The following is a 26,269-nucleotide window of genomic DNA, read 5'->3' on the forward strand; positions in this document are numbered from 1 at the left end:
ATGTTACTAGTTTTGCTCCTCATTTCGCATCTTTCTTAAAAACCTTGTGAAAAATCGCCCAAAGTGACGTGCTCAGTTGCTCTGTTATTCACAAAACATAGCAATATAATATGTATTCTTGGCTTTCACAGATTTAGGAACTAGTTAAGAAAGATTTTTATTTTATAATAAGTTCTATCTGGAGTATATTTTATCCTATTTTGAGACAAATTTATTTAGTACTTTAGATGTTATTTTCATTTAAATAGATTGTGACAAATTTCTCAAGAGTTATGGCGCTGTAAATGTTGGTAAGACTTATTGCTTTTTATTTCACAAATATATATTTAAAATTGCGTTTTTGCATAATGAGTCTTAAGGCCTATCTATTTTCTTTCTCTTTCGCAATTCTTGAAAGAAATTTTTTAACATCGCACTACTTTCTGCTTCCATTAATCCTGCTTCCACTTCGCAAGTATGATTAAATCTGTCATCTTGCAGTAAATTCATAAGGGAGCCTACCGTTCCTGCTTTTGGATCTTTAGCGCCGTAGTATACCTTATCAATTCTTGAAAGCAAAATCGCTCCACTGCACATTGGACATGGTTCTAAGGTGACATATAGTTCTGCGCCACTTAATCGCCACGAATTTTGGTGTTGACAAGCATCTTGAATTGCAAGTAATTCCGCATGGGTCACTGCATTCTGGCTAGTTTCACGCAAATTATGCGCCCGACCAATAATTTCTCCATCTAAAACAACCACTGCACCAATTGGAACTTCTCCTATTTCTCGGGCTTTCTCTGCTTCTTCAAGCGCTTGTTGCATAAAGAAAGCTTCGTCCATCCACGCACCTCATTTCTAAAAAGTCACTCACTGTCATTTTAGCATAGCTTCTATAATATATAGGAATAATCTGCTCAGGCTTTCACAGGATACTTTTAGTTGCTTTCATAAGTTATTTATATTACCATATATTAATACTAGGTACTAAAACAAAATTATCAAAATATACAATCTACTTATAAAGGAGAATTATTATGAATTCAGAGAACCTACTTGCTCCAGAACTTTATAATATTACCGACGAGATTGCTAAATTTAGTTCTGAAAAAACGGCTTTAATTTGGAAAAATGAACATGATGAAACAAAAACTTGGAGTTACCGTCATTTGCTTGAACAAGCAAGTAAATTCGCAAATGTTGTAAAAAATGCTGGCGTAAAAAAAGGCGATCACGTTATCGTCATGACTCCTCGTCTGCTTGAAACGTATGCAATTTATATGGGCTTATGGAAAGCTGGTGCAATTATCATCCCTGCTTCTGAGTTACTTAAAGCCCATGACTTGGAGTATCGTATTCGCCACGCAAACGTAAAAGCGATTGTTTCCTATAATGGAATGACGGCTGAATTTGATAAAATTAACGACACTCCTTCTGTCTCTAAAAAAATTATTGTTGGTGGAAAATTGCCCGGTTGGGACCACTATGAAACATTGATGGAAACTGCTTCAAGCGATTTCGAACGAGTGGAAACTTCTCGTGATGATGCATGTTTGCTTGCTTTTACTAGCGGAACTACTGGTAATCCTAAAGGCGTTGTGCATATTCATGGTTGGGGTTACGCACATATTCGTATCGCAGCCGATCACTGGTTAGACATTCATGAAGATGATATTGTCTGGGCTACTGCTGGTCCTGGCTGGCAAAAATGGGTTTGGTCTCCTTTCTTATCTGTACTCGGAAAAGGCGCGACTGGCTTCGTTTATAATGGTCGTTTTATCCCTGAAAAACAACTTAACTTGCTTAGCGAAGAGAAAATTAACGTCCTATGCTGTACGCCAACCGAATATCGCTTAATGGCGAAAGTGAATAATTTGCGCGAACATGATTTAAGTTCATTGCGGAGCGCCGTTTCAGCTGGTGAGCCACTAAACCGAGAAGTAATTCAAGTTTTCCAAAATAATTTTGATATTAAAGTTCGGGATGGCTATGGTCAAACTGAGAGCACGCTATTGATTGGAACGCTTGTAGATACGCCAATTCGCCCCGGTTCAATGGGCAAACCAATTATGCCTGAATTTATGGCGATTATTGATGCTGATGGAAATCCGGTCGGTGTTGGTGAGATCGGTGATATTGCAATGCGTAGAGATTTCCCAGCATTGTTTAAAGAATACTATAAAGAACCTGAACGTCTTCAAAAAGCAATTCGTGGTGATTATTTTGTTTCTGGTGACCGTGCGATTCGTGACGAAGATAACTATTACTGGTTCCAAGGTAGAAACGACGATATTATCATTAGCTCTGGTTACACGATTGGACCTTTTGAAGTGGAAGATGCCTTGACTCATCACCCTGCTGTAAAAGAAGTAGCTGTTGTCGCAAGCCCTGACGAAATCCGCGGCACCGTCGTAAAAGCTTTCATCGTCTTAAAAGATGGTTACGAAGACACAGACGACCTAGTTCACGAGCTGCAAACATTTACGAAAGAACAAACTGCACCATATAAATATCCGCGCCGTATCGAGTTTGTAAAGACTCTGCCAAAAACCGATTCTGGAAAAATTCGTCGTGTGGAATTACGTGATGCTGAATTTGCGAGTGTGCATAAATAATGTGATTGAAAAAAGTTCTCAAATGAGAACTTTTTTTATTCACTATGCTTTTTTTCAGTAAAGCCATTTTCTTTATGGAATTCTTCTGCATACATTTTTAACAAAATACCTTCTGAAATTGTTTTTGCATTAAATAATAAAGTTGGCAACAACGAAAAAACAACCACAAATGCTATTAGTAAAACCCCACCAACTAAAACTATTAAAGTTCCCAGCCATTCATTTTGAATAGATACTACTCCCGGCGAGCTGTCATTTCCAATGAACCACCATTTATTTAGCCTGTATATTTGTGTCCCCAAGACAATAGCCACTAATAAACCAATCGAAAGCTTTAAAAAAAATTTACTCCATACCTTAGTTACTGAGGATTCTTTTAATTTTATGCCATTTTTTTTCAAATAATTTAGCATCATCGCTTTACATCGGAAATAGCAAAGCAAAGCAACCACAAACAAATAACACAGCGCCACTAAAATATAATACTCCCCAAAAGGCTTATCACCATCAACTCTTATTCCTAAAAGTATGCTCACGGTAATAGTTTGAATCATTAAATATTTTGCCATCTGCCATCCAAAGTCTTCCAAAAGTTTATCGCTAGATTTCACTGTAAAATAATAAATAAAGCTTATTAAAATCATTAGAATTAAAATGCTTGTTATAATGATAGAATTCTTCAAAGGTAGTACAGCCATAAAACCACAAAACAATCCAAGCATAAATAGTTGTATACCTCTTGAAGTGATGCTTTCTTTTGTATCTACTAATTGTTTAGCTTCTTCAAAAGAGATTTTACTCATTATGGTTTTCATTTGAAAGCTCCATTTCTACAGAAGTAGTGTTCCGATTCTCTTTAAATAGTTACTCAGTATACCACTCTTTTTCCGTCATACCATTTTCTTTGCGGAATTCTTCTGTGTATTTTTGAAGCAAATAGCTTTTCACGAATTCCGGGTAAAAAAACGTACCGGGAGGGCTATCAAAAGAATAAAGATAATCGCTCCCAAAACTGTCTGAGCGATAGGAACTAGCAATGTCGAAACCCACGAAGAGTCATTTAACAACCAAAACTTATTCATTCGATATACTTGCATACCACCTATCACAATAACTATTCCATAAATTACTGATTTATCAACAATTCTTCCCCATAGAGGAACTTTTAGAGTTTTATCAAAATCAGCTAACTCCTTTATTGCTAAATACTGTAAATATTTGTAAATTGCATACCCGACTAAAATTGCAAAAACTACCGTAATAATGGTTTGCAGTAGGATTTGGGCTAAGTATTCTTCCTTTATCCCGCTCGAAAATGCTGCTAGTACAAACCATAATCCAAGCGAGAAGATACATGATACTATGCTAAAAATAATCGAACAACAAGAATAAAATCTGGTCAAATAGTTCTCAGAGAAGCATTTCGAAATTATCTTAAAAAAATAGATAATCGTCAATAAAATAACTAACCATTCCATTAATGCAAAAATAGGACTACTAAATACCCAGCCAGATAAAGTGCTTGCCAGTAATATTTCAATGATGATTATCACTGTGAAAATACTATATCTCGTAAACAATAATTTTTGGTTCATAAGCTTATTTATCTTTGTATAGGTAATTATCTGGCTTGCTTTATTAAAATCAATTTTCTCTACACTTTCTTTTATCTTTTTGTTGAATAAAATATTTGTTAATTTCATTTTATGCCCCATACCATTCTTTTTCAGTAGAATTGGTTGCCTTTCGAAATTCTTCTGCATGTTTCTTAACCACTTCTCCCCGAACAAAAAGATTCGGTTTAAACAGTAAGAAAGTGGGGATTAAGGTGATTATCAATAATAATGGGATACCAAAAACAATACCTATCACATCATCTGTAATATTACTAGAAATCTCTCCACTTACTCCCCTTAAATTTATAATCCAGGATTTATTCAGTCTATAAAATTGCATAACTACTAAAGCAACCACAACAGAGAGCCCAGAAAATCTTAACATAATAGTTAACACTTTCGAAATTTTATAATCTTGATTAAACGTTTTATTAATTTCTTCTAAAATCATATTTTTTTCAACTTTATGATAAAGATATAAAAAGACTAGTATAGCAATTAAAAACACAAAAAAGTTTATGATATAGCTGCCTCTTGTCATTCCAAGCCCCACCGCAAAATAGGATATATATGCTAGTTTAGCTATTGAATAGCAATAAGTTACATATCCATAATTTTTTAAAAAAGGAGGATATGCTCTAAAAAACTGATAACACATCTCAATAATAATAAGTAATTCCGCTACAATCACAATACTATTAGAAATAATTAAACTTTTTTTGTAAGAGCCAAAGCGAAACTAAATACCATTAAAACTGGAAAAGCTAGTCCTAGTATCAGAATAATAATTTTCTTCATTTCAATTGAAAAGTTTTGCTTTTTATCATTTTTCATAACCTGGTAAATGTCTTTCATTTTGAGACTATTATTTGCTTCTTCAAAGGAAATGGATGATAAAAAATCTTTCTTCATTTCCCGTACCATTCCTCTTCCGTAAATTCATATTCCACTCTATAGTTTTCTGCGTATTTTTTATAAATATATCCATCCACCACAACAGATGCATTTAAAAGGAGGGTAGGAAGTAGCGTGATTAGTATTAAAGCTGTAATACCAATAAATATAAAAACAGCTGATAATACTGTTCCTATAAGGGTTCCATTAAAACCCGAAAGAAACTCATAATTTGCCCCATCAATCCACCACTTATTAACCCTATAAACTTGCATTCCCACGATTACAACTACTATAAAACTCACTAACACAGTAGATAATACCTTTACTATCTTTATTGTTCTTTTTTTCTTTATTTGCTTCCCATCATCTGCCAGATACTTTGTCTGGATATTTTCAATAAGTTTGATTTGTATGACATAAAAGGATAGTCCATACATTAACAAAATATAAAGTGAAGTAACTATTCTATTTATAACATTACTATCTGATATTTCCAGAGAAGCTATGTAAAAAATGAGGGCTGTTTGCGTAAATAAATAAACAGCCATTGTATATGCAGCTTTCCTGAAAAAAAGACTGCTTCTAAAGTAACCTACGCCAATAACTACAACTATAATTGATGCCACAATAGGAAACACATACCAGTTACTCGCAGAAAATATATATATCAGCCAAGAAATAGCAGCAAATATAACTATCTTTAGTGACATAGGTAACAACTCTTTGCCAGTACCATTTAAAGTTTCATAGACATGGTGCAAAGAATTGCTTTTTAATGAATCTACAAATGAAACTTGTTCTACTATTTTAGAAAATGTTCTCATTGATCTCCCCCGTGTCTGAATATGTGTATTTAGCGTTGTTTACTTTTCTCCATACCATTCTTTTTCAGTAAATCCATACTCTTTTCGAAATTCTTCAGCGTATTTTTTTATCAATCTTCCTTTAACATACTGTGAAGGTGAAAATAATAAGGTTGGCAACAAAGTAAAGCCGATAAGTAAGACCAATAGCCCGATACCCCAAATAGCATACTGTAAAAAGCCCGATGTTTCCAATGTTGTATTCATATTTATTAGCCACCATTTGTTTCCACGATAAAATAAGATAGAAATAATCACCACAGCGAGAAAAATACTTAAAATCTTAGTTATAGTCTTTGAAAATACTCTTTTTTTCGAGTTATGTATCTCCCCAAATGTCTCTTTCACATAAGTATTTGTACGAGCTCGTATAAATAAAAATGAGAATCCATAGCTTAAAATGATGTACAGTAAAGGAATAAGATGATATGTATCTGCCTTTACTCTTAAAAAAACAATCATAAAAAATATTGCCGCGGTCTGCCATACTAGAAATAGTACCGTGTTATAATTTAATATTTTAAAAATGGGCTTAAAAGTTACATACCTTACAACTAAAATGCTTAAAAAAAATAGAGCTCCAATTAAATATATTGCGTAATAGTTTGTTGATGGAAGGCCTAATAGAAGGGCAAACAATATACTTCCCACTATCTTACCAGTGTAGGAGGATGTATGTTCTATTTTTGAATTAAGTTGCTCTATTTCCTGAGAATTAATTTTTTGCTTTGCGTTCTCATAACTCACATTATTCATTATTTTTACCACCTCGGGATACCATTGTTGAAATCTTCTACGTCAACACGACCATTTTGTTTTCCAAACCAATCTTCCTTTATTTTGCCGATATTTCCGTCATTAAGATTCTTTTCTCTTTGATCATATAATTCATATTGTTCAGCTAACCATTTTTCTGCATCTTTGTCTGTACCAAATCCATTTATTCCATCCCAGCCTATCTTCCCGTTATTACCCAACCATTTAAATGGCGTTTGAAACTCAATCCCTTGAACCACCGTATTGATAGTTCCAGTTATCGCACCTGGTAGTCCTCCGTATTGAGCGCCTTCAAGAGGTCCTGCTTTTAATAAAAATAAATTAAGTCCTCCATACACTGATTTACTTGCATTACCATAAGCTGGACTTTTAGGATTGATATACTCATCATAAGCATAGGATGTTACGCTAAGTCCATCACCAATATAACCAATACCTTCGATAGCCACCTTGTTTGTTTTAACAAACTCAGAAACCGGCTTTAATTTTTTAAACAAATCAAGCCCTACCTTAGAGCTAGCTATGAGTTTAGCCCCTTCACTAGTCTTAGAAAGAATTTTAGTTGTATATCCAATTGGTGCAAGTACGCTCCAACCCTTTTCGCTTAATTTAATTAGTCCGCCATAAACAACAGCTTGCGTCGCCATCGATGCTTCACTAATATAAGAAGCAAATTTCGGACTATTCAGGACTTTTACAGCTGTATCTTTTGGTAACTTATTCCAGCTCTCTTGCGCAATGAAGATGCCAAGTGCCGCATTTTGAATACCTTCTGGAAATTTATCTAAAGCTCCTATTACATATCCAAATAAACGATCATTATTTTTAATTTTCTCAATCGCTGCCATTGGATTTTTCTCATATAAATCATTTATCTCTTTAATTGCTGCTTTCTTTGCCTTCTCTTCCATTTCCTTTTGTTGTTTTTTACTTTTTAATTCTGTAAACCAACTTTTATCCAAACCTACAGGCAATTGATATGTTCCATCGGCGTTTACAGTAGTGCCATTTAAAACTAAAACCCCCTGCATAGCTAACTTCATTTCATCTAAGCTACTAGTAAAAAGTTCTTTGGTTTCTGCATCAAACTCACGTAATTTTTCTATCTTCTTCTGCAACTCATCAATATCTTGTTGAAGATTATCTGACATTTGATCTAATTCTCTCCAATGATCCGATGCTGCATCCGATAGAGCAGCGACTACACTTGTTTTTATCACCTTCATAAACATGGATGTGCGTTCTACTGATTCCTTCATATTCCTTTTCGTCTCGATTTGTTCCTGTAAGTTATCTTCATCTAAATATCCCTCACTTGAAACATCCAAATCAGCCGCCTTATATTTCTGTAATTCTTGATTAAGCGTGTCGCAAGCTGATGTTACCTTTGTAATTGTCGGTAAAATAAGATCCATAAACAAGCCTTTCCCTGCTGTATAAGTAGTTCCTGACAGTGTATGACCATCTATTGCTTGGATAATCTTTTCGCTTCCGATTTTTAATTTATTAAGCGCTTCTTTTCCACTTGTTAAGTTTTTAGATAAAGCTTGTATCAATTTCTCTGAATCTTCACTTGAATAAATCAGTCCCAAGGAATTTCACCTCTTTGCTTGTGTAATATTTCACGTTCATCATCAGCTTGAATTATTTCTTTTTTAAAGACACTGGCAAATTGTTCTTTAGCATCCATTACTCGCTGCCGAAATCTTCTTTCTTGATCATCCGTTCTCTGTTGTATTTGAAAGAAATCTGATTACCTTTCTTTTACATTTTCATCATTTAACATTCTTAACTTCTGATAGCCTCTTTGAAAATCTTCTTCTAATTGATAAAGTAATCTTTCTACTTTTTGTTTTTCTTCTCTCAGCTTATCCAGCTGATTTTCTTTTTGAATAATTTGTTGGGTAAAAGCTGCCCGTTCTTGTTCGTGTGTCTTCTCTCTCATTATTTTCATCCCTTAAAATTTAATCTGACTGTCTTGTAAGTCCATCATTTTGGCGATTTTAGGCAACTTTTCACTTTGTTCCTGAACACAATTTATTAAATCTACTAAATCTGTTAACAATTGATTGTTAAGCTTTTTCCTGGATTTCATGCTAGATATGAAACTATTTTAACATAAAAATAATGCATTATATACTCACTTCTATTCGCTAATTAGCTGCTTGTCATTTTTATAAACTAAAACATGGCTAGCGCTTGCTAGCCATGCATTTTAAATATTCAACTCACTCGCTGCTTCCTCATCCAACACTACTGTAAAATTAGGATGCAATTGGAAAATCGAGCTTGGGACGTTTTCGGTAACTTCACCTTGCAATGCTTTTTTAATAATAGCTGCTTTTTTCTTTCCATTTGCGAACATAATAACTTCTTTCGCATGCATAACACTTTTTGGACCCATTGTTACATAGTTTTTCGGTACGTTCTCTGGATTGCCACCAACCTCATCAAGCAAAACGTCGAACATACTTGGTAAGGAATCAACTGAAACAAGCCTAGTTTCATCGCCAAATTTAGTGACACCTGGAAGATTTCCACAAAAATGACCATCTTCGCCAATACCAATTAAAATCGCATCCAGTCCACCAACATGTTTTAAATGCGCCTCATGCTCGGTATAGTTTTTCGTATCAAGCACATGAATCTGCTCTTCTGGAATTCCCGCTGGATCAAAATACATTTCTTTTAAATTACCAACTGTCACACCAAATTTTTCTTCCCCAATTGGAATTTCATCAAAATTATAATAACAGACATTCGTAAGCGGTGTCTTCTCACGCATTTCATTCACCAGCATTTCGTACATTCGTTTTGGCGTAGAGCCTGCTGTGATGGCCAGATGTACTTCCTTATCTTGATACATCTTCCCTAAAAGCAGCTGCATTGTAGTTTTACTCATATTTTCATAATCTTTTTCGATAATTATTTTCATTTTTTTCACCTCTCGCTTTGAATTACCTTTATGATAAAGTGTATAGTTACTATAGAGTCAAGCTGAAAGGATGATAATAATGAAACCGCTTTTATCCATTGGTGAAATGGCAAAGAAAAGTCAGTTATCCATACAACGACTGCGTTATTATGACAAAATCGGGCTTTTAGTTCCAGCATTTACCGATCCTACTTCTGGATATCGCTATTATGAAGCAATTCAAGAGGAACAATTAAATTTTATTCAAGCGCTACAATATATGGGGTTTTCCCTGCATGCAATTAAACAATACCTTGCTAAAAATGCTCCGGAAATTTTACCAGAGTTACTCGTTACATACCAGCAAAAATTACAAGAAGACGAAGCGCGAATTGCTCGAAAAAAATGGCTAATTAATCGTTATCAAGGATTATTAAGACGTTCGCCTGAGAAAACACAATCCGTAAAAACGGCTAGACTAATACTCACAGAGCCCTTGCAAATACCTATTCATCCCACTATTTTGAATGATTCATTATTTCACCAAGAAGTTCAAGCCTTGATAAGTCGGCTAAACCTATCCAAAAGCTACTCACAGTTTCCAGGCTATCTCATGCTAAATGGGCAAGCATATCTTTTCATTGAGCTAGATCACTCCGTTAAAGCAGCTGGAGAACGCTATTTGCTAGCAAGTGAACGACAACCGTTTTGCATGCCACAAAACTGGGAAACGAAGCCTAACAACGAAAACTATTTGCTACAGGAAACGGTTGCTTTGATTGATAAGAAGCTAGTTAACGGCTACTCCTATGAAACGAATTTATATTTTGAGTGACATTTTCTGAAGAATGGTTATAATAGAAAGAAATAAAGTGGAGGTGAGTGCGGTGGAGATTAAACAAATCAATGCAAAAGATACTCAAGATATTAGACACCGGGTTCTTCGCCCAGAACAGCCTGAAAGTAATGCGATTTATCCGAATGATGATTTAGAAGGCACTTTTCATTTAGGTGCTTTTGAAAATGATGTTTTAATTGGAATTGCCAGTTTTTATCCAGAGAAATCGGCCATTATTATGAATTCTACCCAGTACCGAATCCGCGGGGTGGCGGCAGAACGCGGTATGCGCTTGAAAGGTGTAGGCTCAGCGTTACTTGCAGCAGGTGAAGCAGAAATTTGGCACCATAATGCCGAAATTATTTGGTGTAACGCACGTATTGTCGCAGTTGGTTTTTATGAAAAACATGGTTATCGTAAAGTTGGTAAATCATTTGTCATCCCTGGAATTGGAGAGCATTATTTAATGACGAAAGAAAATTTGACTGAATCATAAGAGATGGTTCAAGGGGGCTAGTTTTGACAGATTTTCCAAAGATTAAGAAAATGTATAAAATCACGGAACCAAATGGATTTACTAGTGAGGAAATTGAATCCATCCGGAATATTTTCGGTGCCTTGCCAAGGATTTTAGAGGATTATTACAAGGAACTTGGTAATGTGGAAAATCTAAACCAAACGCAGGATAGCTTAACAAGAATTAATGACTTTCCGTATTGTAAGCACTCCGATTATCTGATTATTTACGTAGAAAATCAACGTACCTGTGTTTGGGGGATTTTCAAGGATGATTTATCTAAGCCAAACCCACCCGTTTACCATAGCTTCAATGAACAAGAATGGCATCTTGAATGTGAGAAATTGATGGATTTTCTTGAAGCAATGGCTTACCTACAAGCAATATTTGGACTTGATTATTCGCCTAAATTATTTCGTAGCGTGGAAAAAGAAGATGTTGATTGCCTTCATGAAAATTTTGCAAATAAAAATGTTAGCTTTCGAGTGCATTGTGAAGGAGTTGAGTTTTTTGGTAACCATGATGATACGAGTATAATGTTGTTTGAATCTGGGGGGTATTTTACCTATTCTTCTAGTAGCAAGGACCACTTTGATGAGATGGATCGAGTTTTATCTCTGTTGGGCGAAGAAATGTAGAAACAAACATTTTATCATTTGTTCACAAAAAATAAAACCACTCATAAGCTAGTGGTTTATAAAAAATTAAGAGAGCATGCGCTGGGCTGACCCCCAAAAGTTAAACTTTTGGGGGTCACTACACGCCAATATAGCTCTCTTTTTATATTCATATTTTCAAAATGCTAAGCGAATTCATCTTTATAATTTCGAATAAGGTTCAGAATGCAGCATCCAGGAAATTCCGTATGCATCTTCGAAATGTCCCATTTTCCCGCCCCAGAACTGTTCTGCGTAGGGCATGGTAATTTTTACTTTCCCAGATTTGCTTATTCTTTCATAAAAAGCATCCGCCTCAGCTACTGCCACTGGGTCTTCATTATTTAATTCCAACATAATAGAAATCTGATTTGTTGCTGATACTGATTTTCCAAATGAATCTGCACAAAATAGTTTAGCCCCTAATACGGTAAACCCTCCGTGAGCTGTGGTATTTTCAAGGCTGTCCTTTGGAACTCCAAACATTTCACTTTGCTCCTCATTGACAGGTACACGAATAATATCCGTCGCTCCAAACACTTCCTCATAATAACTTAAAGCCTCTTTTGCATTATCAAAAGATAAATATGGATACAAGTCTGCCATCAAAATCACTCCTTCATTTTTTCTGGGCGTAAATAACGAAAACACCTCAGCCCTTTGCGGTTAAACTAGCTCAGGGTTTTTGAAAATTCGACGCCAAGTTTTGCTCATAATTATAACACAAACTATAAATGCCCCCAAGTCTGCAAGTGGGAATGCATACCAAATTCCATTTAAGCCAAAGAACTGCGGTAAAATAATAAGTAGCGGCACTAAGCAAATAATTTGGCGCATTAAGGAAATAATGAACGAAATCCGTGCTCTCCCAAGCGCTTGATACAGCCCACCACAAACTATTTGAAACCCAATTGTTGGTGCAGCTAATAGCATAAATCGAACAGCAGTCGTTCCTTCTGCTATAAGTTCCGGATCATCAGAGAAAATTCGAACTAGCATTCCTGGGAAAATCTCGACTAAACCCCAAGCAATTAACGACATAACTGTAGCAGCAAACATCGAAACTTTTACAGCTTTCATCACCCGCTCAAATTGTCTAGATCCATAGTTAAACCCAACAATTGGCTGCATCCCTTGAGTTACACCATTAATTGGCATAATAACAAAAGAAGCAATCCGGTTAGCAATCCCATAAACAGCAATAGCCATCGTTCCTCCGTAAATATTAAGCATCCAGTTTACTGCCACGGTTACAATACTACCAGCGGACATCATAATAAATGATGTGAACCCAATTGCCATAATCCGACGAATCAGTGGGAAATCCATCCGGAAAGTAAAGCCTTTTAATGATAAAGTACTTTTTCCAGATAAAAAATACACTAGAAGCCAAATCGCTCCAACCGCCTGAGCAATCACCGTTGCAAGCGCTGAGCCTCGAACACCCATGTTAAATCCCATAATAAAAATTGGATTTAAAATCATATTTAAAATAGCTGAAATAATCATTGTTAGCATGGCTGTTTTGGCATTACCTTCCGAACGAACGATATTATTCATTGCCATTCCAAAGGTTTGAAATACCGCGCCAAGCAAAATAAGTGACAAAAAATCACTCGCAATGCCATGAATATCAGCTGGTGCGCCAAAAAGCGTAATAAGTGGATCTAAAAAAATAAATGTAATAATAGCAATAAGAATACTAGATATAACTACCAACCAAATAACTTGATGAAATACTTTATTGGCGTTTTTTTGTTCCCCCGCACCAAGCGAACGAGAAATAATCGAAGCTCCACCAATCCCAAACATTGCCGCCATTGCCATAAGTATCATTTGTACAGGAAAAGCAATCGAAAGCGCTGCAACTCCGGAAGGCCCAACCCCATATGACACAAAAATCGTATCAACAATATTGTACATACCCATTACGAACATACCAATAAATGCCGGAATCGACAATCTAGCCATAAGGGATGAAATACTATCTTCTCCTAATCGTTTACTCTGTTCTTTCATTCAATCGCTCCTCCTTCAACTGCTGTCATCGCATTTTCAGATAGTCGTCCTAACAAATGCACTAACTCGTCTTTTTCTTTTTCACTAAAACCCGCTGTTAATTGCGCTGTCCAGTTGCTTGTCACTTCTTCAATTAACGCACGCATCTGACCACCTTTTTCTGTCACAAATATCCGTTGAATACGTCTATCTTTCTTATCCATTTCGCGACGAATCATTTCTAATTCTTCTAACCGTTTGATATGCCTCGTCACATTCGCCTTGTCCACCATAAAACGTTTCGCCATGGATTCTTGAGAAATGCCATCTTCTCTATAAAGCGTCCATAAGTACCGTAGCTGACCAATATTAAGACCCGTTTCAAGCAACTTTTTATTTTTAAAAGTACTCTCCGAACGATGAATAGTCGCAATGGCTTTTGCTAGTTGCTCTTGTCTTTCCGTCATTTCCTCTACTCCTTTAAAAAAATCCATCCCACCTAATTAGTTGCGGCATCAACCATTATTAGTATAGCAATAATATAGTTGACTGCGCAACCATTTATTTCCCGGGTAATAATTTGACTTCCTACCTTACTTTTGTAAAAATAAAGAGAAGAGAAAGGGTGCTATCTGTCATGCATATGAAACTATTAAAAAATAGATATCCTAATATAATTTTTTCTAAAAACCCGATTAAGGCAAGTCTTGATGTGCTTTCTTTTTTTGAAGAGCCTTATTATTTTACAATTCCTAAAAGTAACCTTTCAGATGAAGAAGCTAGCCTACTAAAAACATTATTTCCCGAACCAGTACCGACTTTTCAAAAAAAAGCAACTCAATTTTGGTTTGATTTATTATTTGGGAGTAGCGAGCTTACCATCCCAACTGAAAAGAATGCCTATCGAATTACTCAATTTCATCTCAAAACAGATGCAACCAAAAGCATGTTACTAGAATGGCAGAAAGCTTTACTAAGTTTCTTTAGCCCGGAAGCTGAATTGATTATGTTTTCTGCTCACTACGGTGTTATCATCGAGAAATCTACTAATTCGCTTATTGGTGAGGAAGAATTGGAAGCAGTTGCTAGTACACTTGAAAGCGATTTTTATATGCAATCCACTTTTTTCATGGGTTTTTTTCATCCGCTGACTATCCGGCTTCGTGATTTGTTTGCAGAGGAGCGAGCGATTTTTAGTTTGGATAATAGGACAATTGTTCAAACAGTCGCTTCGGAAAGTTTGAAAGTAATTGCGCTTCGAATGAAAGAAAGTCTACTTACTAATGAGCTTAAAGATTTTCTCACCCAAGACGATACATGGATTCCGCTAATTCATACGCTATTTAAAAATCAAGGAAACATTAGTCTCACTGCGAAAGAACTCTTTATGCACCGAAATACCATTCAATATCGGTTGGACAAATTTCACGAACAAACAAACCTCTCACTTCGCAAAATGGATGGATTGCTTCTTGCTTATCTGGCAACACTTCCAAACAACATTAACAATAGTGATCAGGACTAACGATTTTTTCTTTCTACTTGACTTAAAGTGCACTTCAAGGACTAGACTTGAATTATCAACGAGTAAAGGAGAAATGGAAATGGTGAAAAATGAAAAAGTAATCGTCATCACTGGCGCATCCAGTGGAATCGGTGAAACTACCGCTAAACTTTTAGCTGAACAAGGTAATAAAGTCGTTTTAGGTGCTCGTAGAAAAGAAAATTTAGAACGAATTACGAGTGAAATTAAGGCAAGTGGTGGCGAGGCTGTTTTCCAAATAACAGATGTAACCAAACACACTGACGTTGAAGCATTGGCACAACTTGCATTAACCGAATTTAAACAAATCGATGTTTGGATCAACAATGCTGGTTTAATGCCGCATTCTACTTTTGATAAATTGAAGGTAAACGAATGGGATCAAATGGTTGATGTTAATATTAAAGGCGTTCTTTATGGAATAGCCGCAGCACTTCCAGACATGCGCCAAAGGAAAACGGGCCACTTTATCAACTTATCATCTGTCGCTGGTCACCAAACACATTCTGGCGGTGGCGTTTATAGTGGAACGAAATATGCCGTTCGTGCAATTAGTGAAGCACTTCGCCAAGAGGAAGCAGCAGCTAAGAGTAACATTCGCGTAACCATTATTTCTCCTGGAGCTGTCGCAACCGAATTGCCGAACACTATCACAGATGAAGATTTAAAAGGTGGCATCGATCAACTTTACGAAGCGGTCGCAATTAGCCCGGATAGAATCGCTGAAACAATTCTATTTGCCGTCAACACACCTGAAGACACTACCATGAATGAAATACTCTTGCGCCCAACTATTCAGCAACCATGATTTCAAGTATAGGAGTGAACATAATGAATATTAAAGAAGCCAGCGAAACAACTGGTGTTTCTGCAGACACCATTCGCTATTATGAACGGATTGGCTTAATCCCCAATATTAGTCGCAACGAAAACGGTGTGCGCAAATTTGATGAGGAAGATTTGCGCTGGATTGATTTCAGTCGTCAAATGCGGCGTGCTGGAATATCCATTGAAGCGCTAATTGATTATTTAGCTCTTTTTCGCGAAGGAGAAAAAACGCTGGAATCACGGATGGAATTATTAAAAGAACAACGCGCAGAACTTCAAGATCGGATTGATATGATGCAAGAAGCACTAGAACGGCTCGACTTTAAAATCGAAAACTATGATACGCATCTTATCCCAGCTCAAAAGAAATTAAAAGAATTTTAAGGCAAAAAATAAACCCGCAAACTTTTTAATGAAGGTTTGTGGGTTTTCCTTGTTATTTTACTACATAAGCTAAAATATCTTCTGGTTTCTCAAAGACATACTCTGCTGCTTCAAATCCCTCAGTAGATTTCGCACCCCAGAGCGCTAAGCCAAAATGAACACCGGCCGCATGGGCACATTTCATATCATAAGAAGAGTCGCCAATATAAATGACTTCATGGGGTTCACGCTCAAGAAGTTCTAGGCTTTTAAGCAATGGATCTGGGTGTGGTTTATGGTTTTCAGTATCACTGGCACAAACAATCGCTTCAAAATGATCATGGATTCCAAATGGATAAAAACCTTTGTCCATTTCTAGTGAGTTTTTAGATGTGACGACACCACTTTCTGGAATCGCATGAAGCACTTTATGAATTCCATCAAAAACTTCTACTTCATCAATAAAAGACGCTTCTCGTTCAATCCAGTTAGCGAGTATCCGCTCCTCATCTAATATATTTAGTTGTTCAAGCGCCGCCGCACCAGTAATTCCTAGCACAAACCGTAACTCAGCTAAATCGTAAGTCAATCCTTCTTCTGCTAAAACGGCCTGAAGTGAATACAAGACTGCTCTTTCTGTATCCAAAATCGTTCCATCTACATCAAAAATAATTGTTTTATACACGAAAACTCCCCCTTCATCATTGAGCAAAATTGTGATAGTGATGAGTTGTATACCTTGTTTTTTCGATACTTTTTTCATTCTTAAAATCAGCACCATCGAGGCCTTTATTCTCAAGTAAATGTCGAAATTCGCGCAAACTTCCTTGCGTACTTTCATTTAATTCAAATTCAATATTATCGCAACTAAAGGTTAAGCAAATTTCGTTTCTATCAGTAGTCAACGCAATATTACGCAATTTTGCAACTGGGAAAGTTTGTCGTTTTTTCATACCTAAGCTGAAATTCTGGTCAAAAACAAGATAATCTCTATCGATGTAAAACTCTCCGAATTGATATTCTAGTCCTAAAGATGAATAAATCTTGCATACACCTTCTAGTTTCATACCATCCGCCTCCTTCATCACCTTATATATTAGTTTTAAATGATGAAATGGGTTTCATGTCAAGCAATTTATCAGAAAAATTTTCTAAACCGTTTTTCTTCTGATTAATTCATGCTTAATTTGAATATTTTGCCGTTTTCCCTGTTCAAAAATAGCAAAAGCATTTTCGCCTAATTTTTTCAAGTGGTGATCAAGCGTTGTAATTTCCATCGCTTTTCCAATTGCCAAGTTTTCTTGCCCCAGAATCGCCACATCTTCTGGTATCCGAAGCCCAAGCTCTTTCGCATGAAACATAATCCCAGCCGCAACTTCATCACCATTTGCATAAAAAGCATCCGGCCAATCTTTCCCTTCACCAAAAAAGTGCTTCCCCGCTTTTAGTCCATCTTCAAAAGTATAGCATTCACTTAAAAAGCGATTTTCCTCTGTAGGACCAAATACTTGTTCATAAGCTTTAATTTTTCCATATGTACTTGTACTTTCAATGGATTCTCGTCCAGCTGTGAAGGCAACTTTTTTATAACCCTCTGCTTGTAAAAAAAGAAAACCATCACGATAAGCATCAATTCTATCAATGAAAGAACAAGATATTTCGGGAGAATCGACATACTCACAAGCAATAATTGGTCCATATGCGAGGTACGGCAAAATCACATCCCAATTATTGGCACGCGAAGTAATAATTAGCCCATCGACTTGTTTAGTTTTCAGACGCATCAAATATTTTTCTTCCTCTTTCGTATCATACCCTGTTGGAAAAAGTGTTACAGAATACCTATTTTTAAAGGCCGCCTCAAGAACTCCATTAACAATTTTGTCAAACCAAGGGTGGTCATTATAAGGCAAAATGATACCAATTGTATTAGTTTTCCCAAGCGCCAAGTCTGTAGCAATACGGTTAGGAGAATAATCAAGTTCATCAATAATTGCTTGAACACGTTCTCGCTTCTCCTCCGCCACATATGGATGATTATTAAGCACACGCGAAACTGTCGTCACGGAAACTCCTGCCAATTTGGCAATTTCTTTAATATTCGGCATCCTAAAAACCTCATTCCTAAGAAAAAAGTGCGGCTAGATTTCTCATACCGCACTCTTCATTTTATCTTTAAGCTAGCTGTTCTAACTCGCTTGTGCGAAAATCTTTTTCCACACGAACAGAGACAAGTCTAGCATCATTCATTTCTTCTACTGTAAATCGAAGGCTATCGTATTCGACAACTACTTTATCATCTTCTTCTGGAATTGTCCCAGTTAATGTAAGTACAAAACCAGCCACAGTATCTATCCCACGTGAAGGAAGTTCCACGTGAAACATTTTATTAAAATCATCAAGCGTCATGCGGCCTTCCACGATAAATGTCGAATCATCAATTTTCTTCACTTCATCTGAAAACACATCATTCTCATCGTCAATATCGCCAACAATCTCTTCTAATAAATCTTCTACAGTAACAATTCCGGCAACTCCACCGTATTCATCCATTAAAATTGCCATCTGATTTCGTGTTCTTTGCATGTTTTTGAGTAAATCATCAATAAACATCGTCTCTTGCGCAAAATATGCTTCTTTAACAAGCGACTTCACATCAATATTTTCAAAACCTGATTTCCTAGCTTCTGCAAAGAAATCTTTCATATGCAGAATACCTAGCACCGAGTCCTGATCGCCTGTAAAGACGGGAACTCTTGAAAAATTCTCATTTAATAATGCATCACAAAGTGCTTCTGATTCTGTTTCAGCGTCTATCATAAATGCATCTGTTCGCGGCACCATCACTTCACGGGCATATTTATTATCCATTTCAAAAACACCACGAAGCATTTGTAATTCTTCTACCTCAATTACGCCATCACGTCGACCAGTTTCAATGAGTAACTGCATTTCTTCACGCGTCATCTTATCATCATCTGCATTCTTTTCCATTCTCGTAATTTTCACTAAAACATCTGTAGAAAAAGATAAAAATTTGACAAACGGACGAAGTAATACACCTACCGCCATAATTGGTCGTACAGAAACTCGAGCAATTTCCTCTGATTTTTGAAGCGCTAAACGTTTGGGATAAAGTTCACCGAAAACAAGCGTGATATAAGATAACACAATTGTTACGACAATAATCGATAACTCTTTCGCAAAACTACTTCCTCCAAAAACAGGTTCCAATCTAGTCGCAATGCTAGTAGCAGCTGACGCACTGGAGAAGAATCCAGCAAGCGTAATACCAACTTGGATAGTAGCAAGAAATTTACTTGGATCATCTACAAGTTTAGCAAGTAAAATCGCTTTTTTATCACCAGTTGCGGCTTGGCTTTTTACTCGATTTTTGTTCAGTGATACAAGGGCCATCTCTGCTGAGGCAAAGAATGCGTTGAGCAGTGTCAACACAACAATAAGAATTAACTGCAAGATAATCTGCTGACTCTCGGGGTCAGGGTTCATATGGAACTCTCCACTCCTTATTTTCATCGAGAAAACGAATGCTCATTTTCTCTAAATATTCCGGACATTTTTCCGGTTAAGAAAATTCTATCATGCTCCCCTCATTACTGCAAGGTTTCAAATCTCAGCAAAAACTTTCATTGCATCACTTTCTATCATTTCAAAAGGATATGGTAAGAATATTTGTTCTTTATTGACAGCAAAAATTTGCGCCTTTTTATTTCGATAGTCCGTTAAATTGCAAAATGGACTCACTCTAAAAGAAGTCCCCACAATGATAATTAAGTCAGCCTGATTGACTGCTGCTAATGATTGATTTATCGCTGTTTCCGGGATAGCTTCCTCGTATAGCACTACATCCGGTCTAATAATCCCAAGACATTTCTCATGGATATTTGACTGTAAATACGTGTCTGCTGGAATGCTTTTTTGACACTTTTGGCAATGACAATGATACAAACTACCATGAAAATTAATAACCTTATTCGCCCCAGCTTTTTCATGTAGCCCGTCAATATTTTGAGTGATGACTGTGACCTCTTTCTGTTGAGCAATTTCTGCTATTTTTCTATGAATCGTATTTGGAACGGCATCTGGATAATACATATTTTCTTTCACAAATTGATAAAATTTATCTGGTTCTTGTACAAGACAAGTATGACTAAGCATATATTCAGGGCTATCCATGCCAGTATATAATCCGTTTTTCGAGCGATAATCGGGTATTCCGGAAGGCACAGAAACCCCCGCACCTGTCAAAAAAACGATGTGCCTAGCTTGTTTAATTGCTTCCGCTAAATTGCTCACTATTATTTCTCCTTTTCGTTAGCATGTGTTTTATCTTTCCAGTTCCACCATTTCCGTAAATCTGCTTGTTGCTCGGACAAATCGGTTTCTGCGACATAGACGGCACAGCGATACGTGTATAAAACACATGGATCCATTCTTTCACCACGTTTTTCGCAAGTCGCCATATATAAATCAAGTGGATTTTTTTCCTTTAAATCTGCTATTTCATTAATTCCAATTTCATTTAACATCTCAACCATTTTCTTTCCAATTCCCGGTAGTTTTATTAAGTCAGTTCGCATGTTTCCCCTTCTCTCTATGCATTTTTTGATTAAAATAAAAACTGATTAGCACATTGATGAAAATAAAACCAGCAACGACTAAAAATACGTCTCCATAGCCAAAGTGAGCAGCAACACTCGATCCAACTAGCGGTCCAATGACATTACCGATATATTGAAAGGATTGATTATATCCAAAAATTCTTCCAGAAACTTCCCGAGGAGTATTTTTGGCAAGTAATGATTGAACTGCTGGTAGCAATGCCCCGTCTGTAAGTCCTAATAAAAAACGTAATATTCCAAGTTGCCATGGATTTTGTGCGAAAGCCATCGGGATTTGCAGTACCATTGAACCTATAAGCGCTCCAAGTAATATTCGCTCCGAGCCAATTCGGTCACCCCACCTCCCTAGTCTTGGTGCTGCTATAAGCGCTGCAACACCAGGAACAGAAGCAATTACCCCACTAATAAAAGCAATATTTTGAGCATTTCCGGCTAAATCACGTACATATAAAGTCAAAATGGGATTTACCGAATTAGACGCAATTTGAATCATCATAGTTGTAATAAATAATGAAATAATTAACCCAGGATTTTTGAGAGATAAGAAAACTTCCTTACCTGAGCGCATTTCTGTTTTTTCTATTGGAACAAATTTCTCTTTTACAAAGAAAAGTGTTAAAAAGAAGCTCCCTAACAATAGTGCACCTGTAATATAAAATACCGGTCTAACTCCAAAAGAATCTGACAAAGCTCCACCAATTAATGGTCCAATCAATACTCCTGATACAGCTGCTGTCGAAAGTGCTCCAAGCGCCCAACCACTGCGATGGCGCGGAACCTGTGTTGCAACAAGCGCATTAGCTGTGGAAATATAACCTGAAAAAATCCCCATTAATAATCGCAACCCTACAAATTGATACACATTACTTACTAATCCCATAAGAATCATCGCTACCGCCATACCAAGAGAAGCACGTAAAAGCATGATTCTGCGCCCTTTCTGATCGGCAAGTTTCCCCCAAACTGGTGACATAATAGCAGACACTAGAAATGTGGAACTGAGCGCAATTCCAGACCATAAACTTACTTGATCGGGATTATGTACACCTAATTCTTCAATATATAATGGCAAAAATGGCATAATTAAATTTAATCCAGTTCCTGTAAGAAAACAGCCAATCCAAACCACATATAGATTTTTCTTCCAACTTTCCATAAATCCACCTAGATTCTTCTATCATTACTCTTAATTATTCCACAAAAAAAGCGAAAGTAAAACTAATCCTTCGCTTTTTTGCTATATTTAGGCAAAATGTTTCACGTGAAACATTTTAACTCTCTAAAATTTCAAGCGGAACCCAGCCAGCTTGATTTTCTTCTGTCACACACCAAACCCAACCATTTAACTCGCGATTGCTTTCTAATTTGTCTCCTGGCTTTACATTTAATTCACGTGCAGAATAATCTTCTGTTACCGTTCCACTTTTCTTATCATTTCCGACTTGAATAATTTGTTTGGGCACCCACCCTTCTTTACCAGACGATTTCACTTTACAAAATATCCAACCTGGGTACTCTGTGTCCTCTTGAAAAACCCAAATAGGTTCATTTTTATTAACAAAAAGTGGATCTGGATAATTACTTTTATGCTCTGTTTTTACAATAAATGTTCGATTCATAATTCTAATCCTCTCTAGCTAGTTTTTTGCCGCTTCCCAGTCTGCAAGAAATTTATCAATTCCGCTATCTGTTAAAGGATGTTTTAGCATTTGTTCAAACACTTTATAAGGAACTGTAGCAATATCTGCTCCTGCTTTAGCACATTCGATTACATGAATTGGGTGGCGAATACTAGCAGAGATAATTTCTGTCGGGATACCATGTATTTCAAAAATCTGTGCAATATCACGGATAAGTACCAGCCCATCATCACCAATATCATCTAATCTTCCTAAAAATGGAGATACATAGGTAGCCCCCGCTCTAGCTGCTAATAATGCTTGACCTGCCGAAAATACTAATGTGACATTTGTTTTAATTCCTTCCTCAGTTAACACTTTGACAGCTGCTAAACCTTCCCCAGTCATCGGGATTTTCACTACCATATTAGGATGGATTTTCGCAATAACTCGACCTTCTTCAATCATTCCATCTGCTTCTAAACTTACTACTTCACCACTAACCGGCCCGTCAACAATAGACGTGATTTCTTGAATGACCTCGTTAAAATCACGACCTTCTTTAGCAACAAGGGATGGGTTTGTCGTCACTCCGGCAATAAATCCCATTCTATTTGCCTTTTTAATTTCCTCTACATTCGCTGTATCGATAAAAAATCTCATTAAAACATCCTCCTTTTTATCAAACGCTTTCATTTACAGAGACATTATAACGCAAAAATAACAATAAAGCTTTTGAAGTGCTTTCCAAAAAAAAGAATGCCATCATAGCATTCTAAAAAAGTTTCATGTGAAACATATTCTACAATCGGTTCTTATCCATCACTAGTAGAGGTTTTGGTCTATTTCTAATTATATCCTCTTTGATTAAATGCATGACTGTTTGAGCCACATATTCTCGTGATGTGTTCGTGTATCTTGCAAGTACTTCTTGTGTTACTTCTTTCGGTAGCAATATCCCGTTATCCGAAAATGTTCCTAAAGTTTGAGCGCATTTTAGAATGGCTTTGCGAATTCGTTCTTCTTTTTTTAAGAAGCTTAGTTTTGCAAATGCATGTGCTTCGCGTAATTCTTCTGACATCACTTTAACCATGAAAAAGTTATTCTCATCTACTTTATCAAAAATAGAAAATAAGAAATTACTATCTACTTCCATAACTTCACCCTGACCTAAGCTTTGCATCGAAATGTGCGGGCTCCATTCATCATAAAAGAGATGGTACAATCCAAAATTATCTCCTTTTTGCAAAAAACGAATAATGCTTTCTTTACAATTTTCTTCTTCCATTTCTGCATCTTTTTCTACAATCATCCCGTATATGCCACTTAGAACAAAATAAACCTTTGTTCCAGTTGGACTTAAACTTTCTAGAACCTCACCCTTCTTCGTGCGGATAACCGAGCAGTAGTCTTTGAAATTTGGATGTTCAAAGCACAACTCCATTAAATTGCTAACCGTTAGATTGGATTCAAGCTCTTTTAAAAATAGCATATTCTCTCCTTTGCTATATTGTATTGAAAAAACACGCTATAATTATATCATAAAAACCTATGTAAAATGTGATATTAGTCACTTGAATCGCAAATAGTTATCTTTAATTCATGATAACCATTTTACAAAAATAATAAAATACTTAAAAAACTTATCATTAAAGTAGCTATATTAGTCGTATTTTTGAACTTTTTGTTACTTTTCAAAAAAATTACTACTTTAAAATTAATTTAATAATTACCACTTTAGGCTGGTTTATTATTTTTAAAAATGATTATACTTAAATAGATAAAGAATTGGAACTTTAGGAAGGATGAAACGAATGAATCAAAAAAAATATAGCTGGCGGAGTTTTTTTCAATTACTCATTAGCGCCAAACCAGCAAATTGGATTATTTTCTTCGCTTTATTTGCTAGCGTAATTACAACTGTCGCAGGTTTGGTTGTTCCGCTCTTTACTAAAAATTTGATCGACGGTTTTTCGATTGCCTCGCTTGATGTAAAAATGATTGCTTTAATTGTTCTTGCCTTTATTTTACAAGCGATAACGAATGGTTTTTCGATTTTCCTGCTAAACTTTATGGGGCAAAAAGTCGTCGCAACCATACGAGAACGTTTATGGAGAAAAATTGTTCACTTACCTGTTTCTTACTTTGATAATACGAAGACTGGCGAAATGGTAAGTCGTATGGTGAATGATACGGTAGTTGTGAAAGAGCTAATTGCTGATCATTTTCCACAATTTGTAACAGGGATTATTTCAGTCATTGGGGCTATTACTATTTTGTTCTTTATGGACTGGAAAATGACACTTATTATTTTGATTGCTGTTCCAATTACTGCCCTTGTTGTAGCCCCGCTTGGTCAAAAAATGTTTAAAATTTCTAAAGGACTGCAAAACGAAACAGCAGACTTCACTGGTACAATTAGCCAAACACTTGCTGAAGCTAGACTTGTAAAGGCGTCTAATGCTGAAATGATTGAAACTACATCTGGTCATCAAGGTATTCATCGCCTATTTGGTTTTGGTATTCGGGAAGCTAAAGTTGTTGCTGTATTAGGACCGCTGATTTTCTTTGTTGTAATGGGTGTTATTGTTGGTATCATTGGCTATGGGGGTATTCGCGTTTCTGCCGGAACAATGACAACTGGTACATTAATCGCCTTCTTGCTTTATTTATTCCAAATTATTGTCCCAGTGACATCTTTCGCTACTTTTTTTGCACAACTTCAAAAAGCCAAAGGAGCCACTGAACGAATTTCGGATATTTTAAATGAAAAAGAAGAAGATTTTGATACAGGTATAGAAGTGGACGTTAGCGGAAAAACGATTCATGCTTCTGATATTTCGTTTGCTTATAATGAAGGAGAGCCAATTTTAAAAAACGTCTCGTTTGATACTAAGCCGGGCGAAGTAATTGCTTTTGCAGGACCTAGTGGCGGAGGAAAATCCACTTTATTTGCAATTCTCGAACGTTTTTATGAACCAAAAGCTGGCAAAATACTAGTTGGGGACATTCCGCTTTCCGAGATTTCAATTAATTCCTGGCGTTCGCAAATTGGCTATGTATCCCAAGAAAGTGCCATGCTTTCGGGAACAATTCGTGACAATTTATGCTATGGATTAGACCGGGAAATTAGTGAAGAGGAGCTTTGGGATGTTGCCAAGCTTGCTTATGCTGATGGATTTATTTCCGACTTACCTGACAAAATGGCAACCGAAGTCGGGGAGCGTGGTGTGAAGCTTTCTGGAGGCCAAAGACAGCGTATCGCAATTGCACGAGCATTTTTACGCAATCCAAACATTCTGATGCTAGATGAAGCGACAGCGAGCTTAGATAGCCAGTCTGAACAAATCGTCCAGCAAGCACTAGCTAACTTAATGGAAGGTCGTACAACTTTTGTTATCGCGCATCGTCTTTCTACCATTGTTAACGCTGACCAAATCCTGTTTATAGAAAACGGAGAAATAACTGGTCATGGAACGCATAGTGAATTAGTTGCAGCACACCCGCTATATGCTTCGTTTGCTGAACAACAATTAAAATAACTATTTCCCGGGAAATAAAAAAATCGACTTATGCAAACGCAAAGTCGATTTTTTCATT

The 26,269-nt window shown here is 36.4% G+C and carries 31 protein-coding genes; 8 read left to right on the top strand and 23 right to left on the bottom strand.

What is annotated here, in order from left to right:
- Nucleotides 1-354: 354 nt before the first annotated feature.
- Entirely contained in the window at nt 355-825 is a 471-nt protein-coding gene (gene tadA / locus HCJ45_RS05090) for a tRNA adenosine(34) deaminase TadA (RefSeq protein ID WP_185347752.1), read from the bottom strand.
- Between the two features lie 194 nt (nt 826-1,019).
- Between tadA and mbcS the strand changes: the two genes are divergently transcribed.
- Nucleotides 1,020-2,597, top strand: a complete 1,578-nt coding sequence (gene mbcS, locus HCJ45_RS05095; protein ID WP_185380372.1) for an acyl-CoA synthetase MbcS — start codon at nt 1,020-1,022, stop codon at nt 2,595-2,597.
- 35 nt (nt 2,598-2,632) lie between these two features.
- Here the strand turns inward: mbcS and HCJ45_RS05100 are convergent, their stop codons facing one another.
- The 9 genes from HCJ45_RS05100 to HCJ45_RS05135 all read right to left on the bottom strand — a co-directional run bounded on the left by HCJ45_RS05100 (nt 2,633) and on the right by HCJ45_RS05135 (nt 9,685).
- A complete protein-coding gene (locus HCJ45_RS05100; protein ID WP_185380373.1) occupies nt 2,633-3,412 on the bottom strand; it encodes a hypothetical protein in 780 nt (259 codons plus the stop codon).
- 129 nt (nt 3,413-3,541) lie between these two features.
- Nucleotides 3,542-4,300: a hypothetical protein gene (locus HCJ45_RS05105; protein WP_185380374.1), complete on the bottom strand. Its 759-nt coding sequence runs from the start codon at nt 4,298-4,300 to the stop codon at nt 3,542-3,544.
- 1 nt (nt 4,301) lies between these two features.
- Nucleotides 4,302-4,754 (bottom strand): hypothetical protein, encoded by a 453-nt coding sequence (locus tag HCJ45_RS14935; protein WP_246456480.1) that lies wholly within the window; start codon nt 4,752-4,754, stop codon nt 4,302-4,304.
- A gap of 167 nt (nt 4,755-4,921) precedes the next feature.
- Nucleotides 4,922-5,125, bottom strand: a complete 204-nt coding sequence (locus tag HCJ45_RS14940) for a hypothetical protein (RefSeq protein WP_246456483.1) — start codon at nt 5,123-5,125, stop codon at nt 4,922-4,924.
- Complete coding sequence (locus tag HCJ45_RS05115; protein ID WP_185380375.1) at nt 5,122-5,934, bottom strand: hypothetical protein; 813 nt, start codon at nt 5,932-5,934, stop codon at nt 5,122-5,124. The genes HCJ45_RS14940 and HCJ45_RS05115 overlap by 4 nt, the downstream gene beginning before the upstream one ends.
- A gap of 39 nt (nt 5,935-5,973) precedes the next feature.
- Nucleotides 5,974-6,729 carry a G protein-coupled receptor family protein gene (locus HCJ45_RS05120; protein WP_185347761.1) on the bottom strand — a complete coding sequence of 252 codons (756 nt, stop codon included), beginning with the start codon at nt 6,727-6,729 and terminating at the stop codon, nt 5,974-5,976.
- 5 nt (nt 6,730-6,734) lie between these two features.
- Complete coding sequence (locus tag HCJ45_RS05125; protein WP_187124218.1) at nt 6,735-8,342, bottom strand: T7SS effector LXG polymorphic toxin; 1,608 nt, start codon at nt 8,340-8,342, stop codon at nt 6,735-6,737.
- A 161-nt stretch (nt 8,343-8,503) separates the two neighbouring features.
- Nucleotides 8,504-8,695, bottom strand: a complete 192-nt coding sequence (locus HCJ45_RS14945; protein ID WP_246456485.1) for a hypothetical protein — start codon at nt 8,693-8,695, stop codon at nt 8,504-8,506.
- A gap of 270 nt (nt 8,696-8,965) precedes the next feature.
- A complete protein-coding gene (locus HCJ45_RS05135) occupies nt 8,966-9,685 on the bottom strand; it encodes a glucosamine-6-phosphate deaminase (protein ID WP_185347767.1) in 720 nt (239 codons plus the stop codon).
- Nucleotides 9,686-9,764: 79 nt separating this feature from the next.
- On the opposite strand from HCJ45_RS05135, the gene HCJ45_RS05140 reads away from it, so the two are divergent.
- From HCJ45_RS05140 to HCJ45_RS05150, 3 genes are read left to right on the top strand one after another with little or no spacing between them, the layout of a single operon-like run.
- Nucleotides 9,765-10,499 (top strand): MerR family transcriptional regulator, encoded by a 735-nt coding sequence (locus tag HCJ45_RS05140; RefSeq protein WP_185380376.1) that lies wholly within the window; start codon nt 9,765-9,767, stop codon nt 10,497-10,499.
- 52 nt (nt 10,500-10,551) lie between these two features.
- Nucleotides 10,552-10,998, top strand: coding sequence for a GNAT family N-acetyltransferase (locus tag HCJ45_RS05145; RefSeq protein WP_185380377.1), 447 nt, complete (start codon nt 10,552-10,554; stop codon nt 10,996-10,998).
- A gap of 23 nt (nt 10,999-11,021) precedes the next feature.
- Nucleotides 11,022-11,657, top strand: coding sequence for a hypothetical protein (locus HCJ45_RS05150; RefSeq protein WP_185380378.1), 636 nt, complete (start codon nt 11,022-11,024; stop codon nt 11,655-11,657).
- Between the two features lie 180 nt (nt 11,658-11,837).
- Here the strand turns inward: HCJ45_RS05150 and HCJ45_RS05155 are convergent, their stop codons facing one another.
- Genes HCJ45_RS05155 through HCJ45_RS05165 form a run of 3 tightly spaced genes read right to left on the bottom strand, consistent with a single transcriptional unit; the run spans nt 11,838 to nt 14,140 of the window.
- Complete coding sequence (locus HCJ45_RS05155) at nt 11,838-12,281, bottom strand: VOC family protein (protein WP_185380379.1); 444 nt, start codon at nt 12,279-12,281, stop codon at nt 11,838-11,840.
- 60 nt (nt 12,282-12,341) lie between these two features.
- Nucleotides 12,342-13,694 carry an MATE family efflux transporter gene (locus tag HCJ45_RS05160; protein WP_187124219.1) on the bottom strand — a complete coding sequence of 451 codons (1,353 nt, stop codon included), beginning with the start codon at nt 13,692-13,694 and terminating at the stop codon, nt 12,342-12,344.
- Nucleotides 13,691-14,140 carry a MarR family winged helix-turn-helix transcriptional regulator gene (locus HCJ45_RS05165; protein WP_185380380.1) on the bottom strand — a complete coding sequence of 150 codons (450 nt, stop codon included), beginning with the start codon at nt 14,138-14,140 and terminating at the stop codon, nt 13,691-13,693. Before HCJ45_RS05165 ends, HCJ45_RS05160 begins: the two co-directional genes overlap by 4 nt.
- A 170-nt stretch (nt 14,141-14,310) precedes the next feature.
- Here HCJ45_RS05165 and HCJ45_RS05170 point away from each other — a divergent pair, with 170 nt between their 5' ends.
- The 3 genes from HCJ45_RS05170 (at nt 14,311) to HCJ45_RS05180 (ending at nt 16,428) form a co-directional block, all read left to right on the top strand.
- The gene (locus HCJ45_RS05170) at nt 14,311-15,198 is read left to right on the top strand and encodes a PucR family transcriptional regulator (protein ID WP_185347781.1); all 888 of its coding nucleotides are present in this window, start codon (nt 14,311-14,313) and stop codon (nt 15,196-15,198) included.
- A 79-nt stretch (nt 15,199-15,277) separates the two neighbouring features.
- Nucleotides 15,278-16,024, top strand: coding sequence for an SDR family oxidoreductase (locus HCJ45_RS05175; protein ID WP_376698689.1), 747 nt, complete (start codon nt 15,278-15,280; stop codon nt 16,022-16,024).
- Between the two features lie 23 nt (nt 16,025-16,047).
- Entirely contained in the window at nt 16,048-16,428 is a 381-nt protein-coding gene (locus HCJ45_RS05180; RefSeq protein WP_185380381.1) for a MerR family transcriptional regulator, read from the top strand.
- A gap of 52 nt (nt 16,429-16,480) precedes the next feature.
- Here the strand turns inward: HCJ45_RS05180 and HCJ45_RS05185 are convergent, their stop codons facing one another.
- From HCJ45_RS05185 to HCJ45_RS05230, 10 genes are all read right to left on the bottom strand, one after another.
- Nucleotides 16,481-17,092 (bottom strand): HAD family hydrolase, encoded by a 612-nt coding sequence (locus HCJ45_RS05185; RefSeq protein WP_185380382.1) that lies wholly within the window; start codon nt 17,090-17,092, stop codon nt 16,481-16,483.
- 16 nt (nt 17,093-17,108) lie between these two features.
- Entirely contained in the window at nt 17,109-17,474 is a 366-nt protein-coding gene (locus HCJ45_RS05190) for an RpiR family transcriptional regulator (RefSeq protein ID WP_185347789.1), read from the bottom strand.
- A gap of 84 nt (nt 17,475-17,558) precedes the next feature.
- Nucleotides 17,559-18,515, bottom strand: a complete 957-nt coding sequence (locus HCJ45_RS05195; RefSeq protein ID WP_185380383.1) for a LacI family DNA-binding transcriptional regulator — start codon at nt 18,513-18,515, stop codon at nt 17,559-17,561.
- Nucleotides 18,516-18,582: 67 nt separating this feature from the next.
- Nucleotides 18,583-19,917: a hemolysin family protein gene (locus tag HCJ45_RS05200; RefSeq protein WP_185347793.1), complete on the bottom strand. Its 1,335-nt coding sequence runs from the start codon at nt 19,915-19,917 to the stop codon at nt 18,583-18,585.
- Nucleotides 19,918-20,034: 117 nt separating this feature from the next.
- Complete coding sequence (locus HCJ45_RS05205) at nt 20,035-20,724, bottom strand: NAD-dependent protein deacylase (RefSeq protein ID WP_185380384.1); 690 nt, start codon at nt 20,722-20,724, stop codon at nt 20,035-20,037.
- A gap of 2 nt (nt 20,725-20,726) precedes the next feature.
- The gene (locus HCJ45_RS05210; protein ID WP_185380385.1) at nt 20,727-21,008 is read right to left on the bottom strand and encodes a helix-hairpin-helix domain-containing protein; all 282 of its coding nucleotides are present in this window, start codon (nt 21,006-21,008) and stop codon (nt 20,727-20,729) included.
- Nucleotides 20,998-22,206, bottom strand: a complete 1,209-nt coding sequence (gene lde / locus HCJ45_RS05215; protein WP_185380386.1) for a multidrug efflux MFS transporter Lde — start codon at nt 22,204-22,206, stop codon at nt 20,998-21,000. The genes HCJ45_RS05210 and lde overlap by 11 nt, the downstream gene beginning before the upstream one ends.
- Before the next feature lie 115 nt (nt 22,207-22,321).
- Complete coding sequence (locus HCJ45_RS05220) at nt 22,322-22,669, bottom strand: SH3 domain-containing protein (RefSeq protein ID WP_185347802.1); 348 nt, start codon at nt 22,667-22,669, stop codon at nt 22,322-22,324.
- 18 nt (nt 22,670-22,687) lie between these two features.
- Nucleotides 22,688-23,332, bottom strand: coding sequence for a fructose-6-phosphate aldolase (fsa, locus tag HCJ45_RS05225; protein ID WP_185347804.1), 645 nt, complete (start codon nt 23,330-23,332; stop codon nt 22,688-22,690).
- A gap of 139 nt (nt 23,333-23,471) precedes the next feature.
- Nucleotides 23,472-24,161, bottom strand: coding sequence for a Crp/Fnr family transcriptional regulator (locus HCJ45_RS05230; protein WP_185380387.1), 690 nt, complete (start codon nt 24,159-24,161; stop codon nt 23,472-23,474).
- Nucleotides 24,162-24,483: 322 nt separating this feature from the next.
- On the opposite strand from HCJ45_RS05230, the gene HCJ45_RS05235 reads away from it, so the two are divergent.
- A complete protein-coding gene (locus HCJ45_RS05235) occupies nt 24,484-26,211 on the top strand; it encodes an ABC transporter ATP-binding protein (RefSeq protein ID WP_185380388.1) in 1,728 nt (575 codons plus the stop codon).
- Nucleotides 26,212-26,269: the final 58 nt, after the last annotated feature.

The organism is Listeria immobilis, assembly GCF_014322845.1.
Taxonomy (GTDB): Bacteria; Bacillota; Bacilli; order Lactobacillales; family Listeriaceae; genus Listeria; species Listeria immobilis.